We start from the raw sequence: 9,321 nt of genomic DNA on the forward strand, positions 1-9,321 counted from the left end.
TTCCGTGTCAGTGGAGGCGCATTATAGGGAGTTATTTCAGGCTGACAAGGGGAAATTTAAAATAATCTTCCGAGTGCCTATTTTTCCACCAAAACAGCCTAAACAGCCAGTTTTTCGAGCGTCTTAAAGCCATAACGCTGCAGCACGGGCAATAATTGTTCGGCTTCTGCCGTCATTGCCATGCAGAATGCGACATTCTCATCAGTTGATTTCGCGTCTGGCGCTTCATGTTCTAATAACCAGGCCGTACGACGCGCAATCGCGGCACCAGAATCCACCAGCCGCGTCCCCTCGGGCAGGACCTGTAAAAGTTCTTCCCGTAATAGAGGGAAATGGGTGCATCCGAGCACCACTGTGTCAGGTGGTTCCGACATCCGCAGCCAAGGGCGCAGGACACGACGCAGTTCTTCCAGAGAAATGGTTTCACCGTGCAGCTTCGCTTCCGCCAGTTCCACCAGCTCAGCGGAACCCAGCATCGCTATCTGACATTCGTTAGCAAACCGTGCAATCAACTCATGGGTATATGAACGCTTCACCGTTGCACGCGTAGCCAGCAGTCCCACCACACCATTCGCCGTGAGTCGCGCCGCCGGTTTAATAGCAGGCACCACGCCCACAACCGGAAAGGCAAATTTCTCACGTAATGCAGGGAGAGATACCGTGCTTGCTGTATTACATGCGATGACCGCAAGAGAGAGGGGATAGCGCTGCTGGACCGCAGTCACAATCTCAACAACACGTTCGACGATAAACTCCTCGCTCTTCTCTCCATAAGGAAAGGCGACGTTGTCGAAAGCGTATATATAGTGGAGATCCGGCAGAAGACGCCGGATCTCGTCATAGACCGACAACCCACCGACGCCGGAATCAAACACCAGCACGGTGGGACGCGGATCAGAAAGTGTAGCTGCCAGACAAGGTGTATTCCCGTCCTGCAGTTGCGTAGCCATAAACTGTCTCGTAATCTTTATCGAACAGGTTGGCGATTTTACCACGAACTGTCAGCTGTGAGGTGATTGGATATGACACGCCAAGATCCCACAGGCTAACCCCACCCATTTTTACTGGCTGGTAGGTTACGTAGTCAGTGTCATAACGCGTTCCCAGGTAATGATACGTCAGGCCCCAGTCAAAATCATAAACCTGCCAGTCGAGCTGGTACTTCACCTGGTTTTTAGAACGGCGTGCGAGCGGCTTGTCCGTAATCGCATTGCGCGAATCGACATAATCGTAGCTCAGCGTATGTGCCAACGGCCCGGTATCAAAGTTTGCGGTCGCTTCCACACCTTTAATACGAACTTTACCTTCGTTAAAGTATTTCTCGGTATGCGGGTCGTAATCGATCATGTCGTCAATATCATTACGATATCCGGATACACGCCAGTTCACGCCCGCCGTTAAGCCTTCAAACGCCCCTTCCCATTGCTTACTTTGTTCAGGATCCAGGTTCGAATTACCGTAATAACCATGCAACTGTCCGAGATTAGGCGCTTTGTAAGATGTACCGTAGGACGCAATAAAGCGATAGCCTTCAATAAACTCCCATCCGGCGCTGGTCTGCCATGTGCCATGACGGCCAAACTCGGAGTTATCATCACTGCGCGCCGCACCTTCAAAGGTAAAGTCGCCCAGTTGCTGCAACCCGGTCAGGTAGAGACCCGTATTACGCTGATCGTAACCGTCCGTGACATACCCGGTGCCAGGCGTCGTGGTTTGCTTTTGCCAGTCAACACCTGCGCCTACGTTACCGTGACCAAGCACCATACTGTTGGACCACTGAACATTATATTGCTTCATATCATCCAGTGTGGCCGAGGAGTCATAGCGACCATAATCCGGATCATAGTTGTAATCTTTACTATGGCTATAGCTGGAAACCAGTTGCGACTGGATAAGCTCGCCATTAAAGCGCAGCCCGGCATCCCAGCTTTGGCTATAGAGCTGACGGGTATCCACTAACGGCGTCCCCGGATAATAATACGCGTCATAATCTGTTCGGTTATCATAGCCGTAGCCGCGAACAAACCCGCTCCATGTATCGGAAAAGTTATGTTCCAGCGCGCCATACAGCGTCTTACTTAAGAAACCGTCTTTGTCGGGCTGAGCCTGAGAGCCAGTGCTACCGTATGCGACAACATCAAAACCTTTGGTATAGGCATAATCGCCCATTAATGTGACGCGCGTATTTTCGCCAAGCTGTTGTTGGGTTGAGACATCGTAATTCTGATACCCATTGCTCCCTACACCGGCAGTGAGTTCCGTCCCCGGCTTTTCACGCGTGGTAATGATATTCACCACACCACCAATCGCATCAGACCCATAAACCGCCGAACGCGGCCCACGAATGTATTCGATACGTTGCACTAACGAGACTGGGAACTGGCTAAGATCGGCTGCGCCGCTAACCCCTGCCAGGTTCAGACGCACGCCGTCAATCAACACCAGCACATGGCTGGCATTGGTGCCGCGGATAGAAATAGACGAATTTTGTCCCATACCACCGTATTGGGCGATATCCACGCCCGGCAGGCGGCGAAGCACATCATTGACGGAAGTGGATTGCCAGCGATCGATATCCTGACGCGTAACAACGGTGATAGGGGCAAGTACAGCGCTACGAGGCTGCTGAAAACGGTTGGCAGTGACGACGAGAGTATCTGGGCTAGTGTCCTGCGCCCAACCAGAAAATGCCGTGACGGAGAGCGCCGTCAGCAGCGAAGCTTTTTTAATCATTGTAAAGCATCCACAATATAAGAAGGATGCCGCAGGTCCCACCGATAGTACGCGATGATGAAAGCCAGATGCGACGTTAGCCGGCAGGTCTTCGGGCTTGGAGGCAACTTAAAGAGATGATGACTTCCCACGGCAAGCCGCAGTGTCTGCACCAGGTGCGCTCATCTCCTACCTTCCTTACCGCTGCGCGTCAGCTCCAGATTCACACTGGATTCCCTTTTAACTCACAGGACCGGAAAACGGATGCTACAGTTTGTTACAACCTGGTGTCCAGACCGCGCATCACAATATCGGAAATCATCAATGACTGGACATCTGTTGAGCAATCCCTACAATCCCCGCGTACTTTTATTTTTCAGGACGCATCATGACCCCCGAACACCTTCCGACAGAACAGTACGACGCCCAGTTAGCTGAAAAAGTAGTGCGTCTGCAGAGCTTAATGACGCCATTTTATGCACAGGCTCCGGAAGTGTTTCGCTCGCCGGTCAGCCACTACCGTATGCGCGCGGAATTTCGTCTGTGGCATGACGGGGATGATCTGTACCACATCATGTTCGACAGCCAGACCAAAAGCCGTATCCGCGTCGACAGTTTCCCGGCGGCCAGCGAGCTTATCAACACGCTGATGACGGCAATGATCGACGGCGTTCGCAACAACCACGTCCTGCGCCACAAACTGTTCCAGATTGATTACCTCACTACCCTGAGCGATCAGGCGGTGGTATCGATGCTGTACCATAAAAAGCTGGATGATGAATGGCGTCAGGAAGCTGAAGCGCTGCGGGATGCGTTACGGGCGCAAAACCTGAACGTGCATCTGATTGGCCGGGCAACCAAAACCAAAATCGAGCTGGACCAGGATTACATTGACGAACGCTTGCCGGTTGCGGGTAAAGAGATTATCTACCGCCAGGTTGAGAACAGCTTCACCCAGCCGAATGCCGCCATGAATATTCAGATGCTGGAATGGGCGATTGATGTCACCAGGGGATCAAAAGGCGACCTGCTTGAGCTGTACTGCGGCAATGGCAATTTCTCGTTAGCCCTCGCACAAAACTTCAACCGCGTGCTGGCCACTGAAATCGCTAAACCGTCCGTGGCTGCTGCACAATACAACATTGCGGCTAACCATATTGATAACGTACAAATTATCCGCATGGCGGCCGAAGAGTTTACTCAGGCGATGAACGGGGTTCGCGAGTTCAACCGTTTGCAGGGAATCGATCTGAAGAGTTACCAGTGTGAAACCATTTTCGTTGACCCACCGCGCAGCGGTCTGGACAGCGAAACAGAGAAAATGGTGCAGGCGTACCCGCGAATTCTGTACATCTCCTGTAACCCGGAGACATTGTGTAAGAACCTGGAAACGTTAAGCCAGACGCACAATGTTTCACGCCTGGCTCTGTTCGATCAGTTCCCGTATACGCACCATATGGAGTGCGGAGTATTACTGACCGCCAAGTAAATGATGTCCTGGCCAGGCGCGCTTCGCTTGCCCGGCCTACAAATATTACTCCACGATTTCCTGTCTACGGTTACGCACTTTAAAGCCGATCCAGAACACCAGAATCACCGACAGAACCGCCGGGAAGAAGTTAGAGCCAATATCCGGATATTCAGCGCGTACCACAGTGCTGTACAACAGAACGCCGAGAATAAAACAGGCGGCGGCCAGGCCCGGTAACCCCACAGGCATGGTACGGTTTTGATAGCGTTGATGCAGACAATAAACCGTCAGCACCAGCGAAATAATTGGGAATACTGAGAATGGCACAATGGAGCTAAACAGCGCCGCAAATGTGCCATTGATCGATAAGCCAGCAACCAGCGCCAGCAGCAGCGTACCTTTATCTTGACCTGACTGTTTCATTGCTCGTCCTTCTCGTTACTCGGAGTGATGCGTCATCTTCTCTTGTTCACGGCGGTACCAATAAAATGCGCCCTTCGCGATCATGCGCAGTTGCAATACCAGCCGTTCTTCCAGCTGTCGACGCTGCTCGGCGCCAACATCCAGTGCTTCTGCCCCGGCGCTGAACACAATGGTGACCATGGCTTCGGCCTGCGCTTCAGTAAACGCACGAGGCATATGGTTTTCGAGTTCGAGATAGTCCGCAAGTTCCGCAATGAAGTGCTGAATTTCACGAGCGACCGCTGCACGAAACGCTGCGGAGGTTCCCGAACGCTCGCGCAATAATAAACGGAAGGCGTTGGGATTGTTGCCGATGAACTCCATAAATGTTGAGACCGAGGTGCGGATCACACTCCCGCCCTTCGCGATACGCTGACGCGCCTGACGCATCAACTGACGCAGCATCAAACCACTCTCATCCACCATCGTCAGGCCGAGTTCATCCACATCACGGAAATGGCGATAAAACGAGGTTGGCGCAATGCCCGCTTCACGAGCGACTTCGCGTAAACTGAGGCTGGCAAAACTACGCTCAGCGCTGAGTTGACTAAATGCGGCTTCTACCAGCGAACGCCGGGTTTTTTCTTTTTGTTGCGCTCTAACGCCCATCACGATGTCTGAATCCTTCCACATACCTTGCTGGCACTATACCAGAGATTAGGCGGTTGGCATGGCTTTGTGAATGATTGTTTACGCGCAGTTTGTGCTTCGAGTTCGCAAAAAAGCACAACGATAATTGGGTTATCCCGACAACGATGTTACTATTCTGTTGCTTTTATGTATAAGAACAGGTAAGCCTGACCATGTCACATTCCTACGATTACGATGCAATAGTAATAGGTTCCGGTCCCGGCGGCGAAGGCGCTGCAATGGGTCTGGTTAAGCAAGGAGCGCGCGTCGCGGTGATTGAGCGCTATCATAACGTCGGCGGAGGCTGTACCCACTGGGGGACCATCCCGTCGAAAGCCCTCCGCCACGCCGTCAGCCGTATTATTGAATTCAATCAGAACCCACTTTACAGCGACCACTCCCGACTCCTTCGTTCTTCTTTCGCCGATATTCTCAACCACGCTGATAACGTTATTAATCAGCAAACGCGTATGCGGCAAGGATTTTACGAGCGCAACCACTGTGAAATTTTGCAGGGAAATGCCCGTTTTGTTGATGAACACACACTCGCCCTTGAATGCCACGACGGCACGGTGGAAACGCTGACCGCGGATAAGTTCATCATCGCCTGTGGTTCACGCCCCTATCATCCGGTGGATGTCGACTTTTCCCATCCCCGGGTTTATGACAGCGACTCTATCCTGAGCCTGCACCATGAACCCCGCCATGTTTTGATTTATGGTGCGGGAGTAATTGGCTGCGAATATGCGTCGATCTTCCGTGGAATGGACGTCAAAGTTGATTTAATCAACACCCGCGATCGTCTGCTTGCGTTCCTCGATCAAGAGATGTCCGACTCGCTCTCTTACCACTTCTGGAACAGCGGTGTGGTCATTCGCCACAACGAAGAGTACGAGAAGATTGAAGGTTGCGATGACGGCGTCATCATGCATCTGAAATCCGGTAAGAAACTGAAAGCCGACTGCCTGTTGTACGCCAATGGCCGTACCGGGAATACCGATTCGCTGGCGCTGGAAAATATTGGGTTGAAAACCGACAGCCGCGGACAGTTGAAGGTCAACAGCATGTACCAGACGGCGCTGCCGCACGTGTATGCCGTAGGAGATGTGATCGGCTATCCGAGTCTGGCATCGGCGGCCTACGATCAGGGACGCATTGCCGCCCAGGCATTGGTAAAAGGCGAAGCTACCGCGCATCTGATCGAAGATATCCCGACCGGAATTTATACCATTCCGGAAATCAGCTCCGTCGGGAAAACCGAGCAACAGCTCACGGCCATGAAAGTTCCATACGAGGTTGGCCGCGCCCAGTTTAAACATCTGGCACGTGCGCAAATCGTGGGTATGAGTGTCGGAACGCTGAAGATCCTGTTCCATCGCGAAACAAAAGAGATTCTGGGGATCCACTGCTTTGGGGAACGCGCGGCCGAAATTATTCACATCGGTCAGGCGATAATGGAGCAAAAAGGTGGTGGTAACACCATCGAATACTTCGTTAACACCACCTTTAACTACCCAACCATGGCGGAAGCCTATCGGGTAGCAGCGCTAAATGGCTTAAACCGCCTGTTTTAACGCACTGTCGAAATGGCCATCCATTGACCCACGGATGGCCTCTGCCAGCTGTTCATAACGGCTGCGCAGCGGCGAACCTGGACGATACACCAGGCCAATCGTACGGCGCGGTTCAGGCTTGATGCAGGGCAGATAGACAACGCCATCACGCTTACGCTCCGGCGGCACAGCCAGCGCAGGTAGTAAGGTAATACCGCTGCCTGCCGCCACCATGTTACGCAGCGTTTCCAGACTGGTCGCCCGGAAATGGGTATCCTCATCAGCACCCGCTTCAAAGCAGAAGCCCATCGCCTGATCGCGCAGGCAGTGGCCATCCTCTAGCATCAGCAGTTTCTCACCCGCCAGATCGGACATCGGTACACAGTCGCGGTTTGCCCATGGGTGATCTTCATAGATCGCCAGCAGCATAGGCTCATCAAATAACGGTACTTCGATGAACGCCTCACTCTCTTTCACCAGCGCCAGAATGACGCAGTCGAGCTTACCGCTATCCAGTTGCGCCAACAGCTGATGCGTCTGCGCCTCATGGAGATACATTTCCAGTTTTGGGAAGGTCTGGTGCAACATAGGAATAATATGCGGCAGCAGGTATGGCCCCACCGTTGGGATCAAACCAATATGCAGCGGTCCAGACATTGTCTCGCCTTGTTGGCTTGCCATCTCCTTGAGCACTTTGACCTCGCGCAGCACGGTGCGCGCCTGATCCACCAGCAGTAAACCTGCCTGAGTGAACAGCACTTTGCGACTCGTACGCTCCAGCAGCATGACGCCAAGCTCATCTTCCAGCTTGCGGATCTGTCCGCTCAGCGTTGGCTGACTAACGTGACAGGAGTCTGCCGCTCGTCGGAAGTGACGATGTTCGGCTAGCGCCACCAGGTATTCAAGATCACGAATATTCATTATTCATCCTCCATCGCCACGATAGTTCGTAGCGATAGGTAGAATAGCAACGAACGATTATCCCTATCAAGCTTTCTGTTTAATAATGCACCACAGAAACGGAACGGTACCCCTTTAACCCTTGAAGCTACTGTCCGTTTTGAGAGTTTCTCTCATACTCGAAATAACTAAAGCCAACGTGAACTTTTGCGGACCTTGAGTCCGCATTTTTTTTGCGCCCGGCGCGAATACATTCAAAAAAATATATACAAAATATAAATTACATATTTCCATTCGATTATTTAAATGAAAATCATATTAAATTAAAATAATCAAAAACATTTTGTATCATTTATATATTTGACGCCCTTTCAGGTTCATAAATAATAACCGCGCGATATTCAATATATGGCAAATCGCAAGAACACTCGTTTCTTCGCCACTCTAATTATTTAGAGTACATTCACCCATATTTTTCTAATATTTATCGAATGGAATCTTTTATGAAACTCAATACTATTTCGCGATATTTTCTCGCGGCAGGTCTGATGTCGTGCGCCGCAAACGCATTCGCCCTGGAAGCCTGGAGCGGTCAGTCAGGTGGAAACACCATTGAAGTTATTTTTGACAGTAAAGTTTATAGTAACCGCTGGTATGTAAATGCCGATAATTGCCCACAGGGCGCGTCCGCTGAAAACTGGGATAATCCGTGGAGTTATGTGCGCGATGCCACAAAAGCGGAAATAGACCAATACGGCAACCCAACCACTTGTGAATCCGGGAGCGCCACGCCTGTTGCCCACGACGCATTCAGCGCAGAAAAAGATTATGCCAAAGATGATATTGTCGCTTATCAGGATGTGACATATGAAGCGTCCAGGCCCATTCCGGCTTATTCCTTCACCCCAGGTGCCGACAACCCGTGGAAACTCTATACGCCAGTACCCGACTGGAGTTCCAGCCAGGTTTATAACAAAGGGGATGAGGTCAAAGTTGACGGCCAGTCTTATGAAGCACTGTACTATACCGTTGGCGAAAATCCTTCTATTGCAGGTAACCAGAACCCGACCGGCACCAATGGCCGTCCGTGGAAACCGTTAGGCCCAACGGTCGAATTCACCCAGGAACAATTTAATAATGCCCCACAGATCAACTCCATTGCGCTTTACGAACCTGGTAAACTGGCGGTGTACAAAGGGATACCTTATGTCGCTCAGACGAAAGTCAAAGGCGTTATGCCGGATGATAACAACCCGTGGGCGATTTATACCAACTGGGCAGGCACCAAAGAGCGCGTAGGGACGCCGAAAAATCCGTGGCCTGCCCACGTTTATGCACCATACGTCGACTTTAGCCTGAACAGCATTCCGGATCTGGCAAAACTGGCGAAAGAGCAAAATATTACCCACTTCACCATGGCGTTTGTCGTCGCGAAAAGCGGCGAGCAGTGCATCCCAACCTGGGGCACGGCCTATAATCTGCAGGATTACTCACAGTACAGCAAAATAAAAGCGCTGCGTGAAGCCGGTGGCGATGTGATGGTTTCCATTGGCGGAGCGAATAACTCCCCGCTGGCAGCTGCCTGTAAGAATG

7 protein-coding genes, 1 pseudogene and 1 riboswitch are annotated in these 9,321 nt (G+C 51.6%); of the genes and pseudogenes, 3 read left to right on the forward strand and 5 right to left on the reverse strand.

Annotated elements, in window-relative coordinates; genetic code table 11:
* Positions 1 to 98: 98 nt before the first annotated feature.
* Positions 99 to 950 carry a glutamate racemase gene (gene murI / locus KQJ19_RS20280; protein ID WP_046276418.1) on the reverse strand — a complete coding sequence of 284 codons (852 nt, stop codon included), beginning with the start codon at positions 948 to 950 and terminating at the stop codon, positions 99 to 101.
* A complete protein-coding gene (gene btuB / locus KQJ19_RS20285) occupies positions 895 to 2,733 on the reverse strand; it encodes a TonB-dependent vitamin B12 receptor BtuB (RefSeq protein WP_103848124.1) in 1,839 nt (612 codons plus the stop codon). The genes murI and btuB overlap by 56 nt, the downstream gene beginning before the upstream one ends.
* Positions 2,734 to 2,797: 64 nt before the next feature.
* Positions 2,798 to 2,985: riboswitch (cobalamin riboswitch) on the reverse strand.
* Between the two features lie 115 nt (positions 2,986 to 3,100).
* Between btuB and trmA the strand changes: the two genes are divergently transcribed.
* Positions 3,101 to 4,201 carry a tRNA (uridine(54)-C5)-methyltransferase TrmA gene (gene trmA / locus KQJ19_RS20290; RefSeq protein ID WP_019077891.1) on the forward strand — a complete coding sequence of 367 codons (1,101 nt, stop codon included), beginning with the start codon at positions 3,101 to 3,103 and terminating at the stop codon, positions 4,199 to 4,201.
* Between the two features lie 45 nt (positions 4,202 to 4,246).
* Here trmA and KQJ19_RS20295 read toward each other — a convergent pair whose 3' ends face one another.
* Positions 4,247 to 4,606, reverse strand: coding sequence for a YijD family membrane protein (locus KQJ19_RS20295; protein WP_016155292.1), 360 nt, complete (start codon positions 4,604 to 4,606; stop codon positions 4,247 to 4,249).
* 15 nt (positions 4,607 to 4,621) lie between these two features.
* Positions 4,622 to 5,257: an HTH-type transcriptional repressor FabR gene (fabR, locus tag KQJ19_RS20300; protein ID WP_003028862.1), complete on the reverse strand. Its 636-nt coding sequence runs from the start codon at positions 5,255 to 5,257 to the stop codon at positions 4,622 to 4,624.
* A 191-nt stretch (positions 5,258 to 5,448) separates the two neighbouring features.
* Here fabR and sthA point away from each other — a divergent pair, with 191 nt between their 5' ends.
* Positions 5,449 to 6,849 (forward strand): Si-specific NAD(P)(+) transhydrogenase, encoded by a 1,401-nt coding sequence (gene sthA / locus KQJ19_RS20305; protein ID WP_016155291.1) that lies wholly within the window; start codon positions 5,449 to 5,451, stop codon positions 6,847 to 6,849.
* Here the strand turns inward: sthA and oxyR are convergent.
* The gene (gene oxyR, locus KQJ19_RS20310; RefSeq protein WP_003028858.1) at positions 6,832 to 7,749 is read right to left on the reverse strand and encodes a DNA-binding transcriptional regulator OxyR; all 918 of its coding nucleotides are present in this window, start codon (positions 7,747 to 7,749) and stop codon (positions 6,832 to 6,834) included. The two genes, sthA and oxyR, sit on opposite strands and share 18 nt — an antisense overlap.
* Before the next feature lie 482 nt (positions 7,750 to 8,231).
* On the opposite strand from oxyR, the pseudogene KQJ19_RS20315 reads away from it, so the two are divergent.
* A pseudogene (locus tag KQJ19_RS20315) lies at positions 8,232 to 9,321 on the forward strand (lysozyme); the annotation flags it as partial.

Origin of the sequence: Citrobacter sp. S46_ASV_140 (genome assembly GCF_018919545.1) — a bacterium.
GTDB classification, from domain to species: domain Bacteria; phylum Pseudomonadota; class Gammaproteobacteria; order Enterobacterales; family Enterobacteriaceae; genus Citrobacter; species Citrobacter braakii.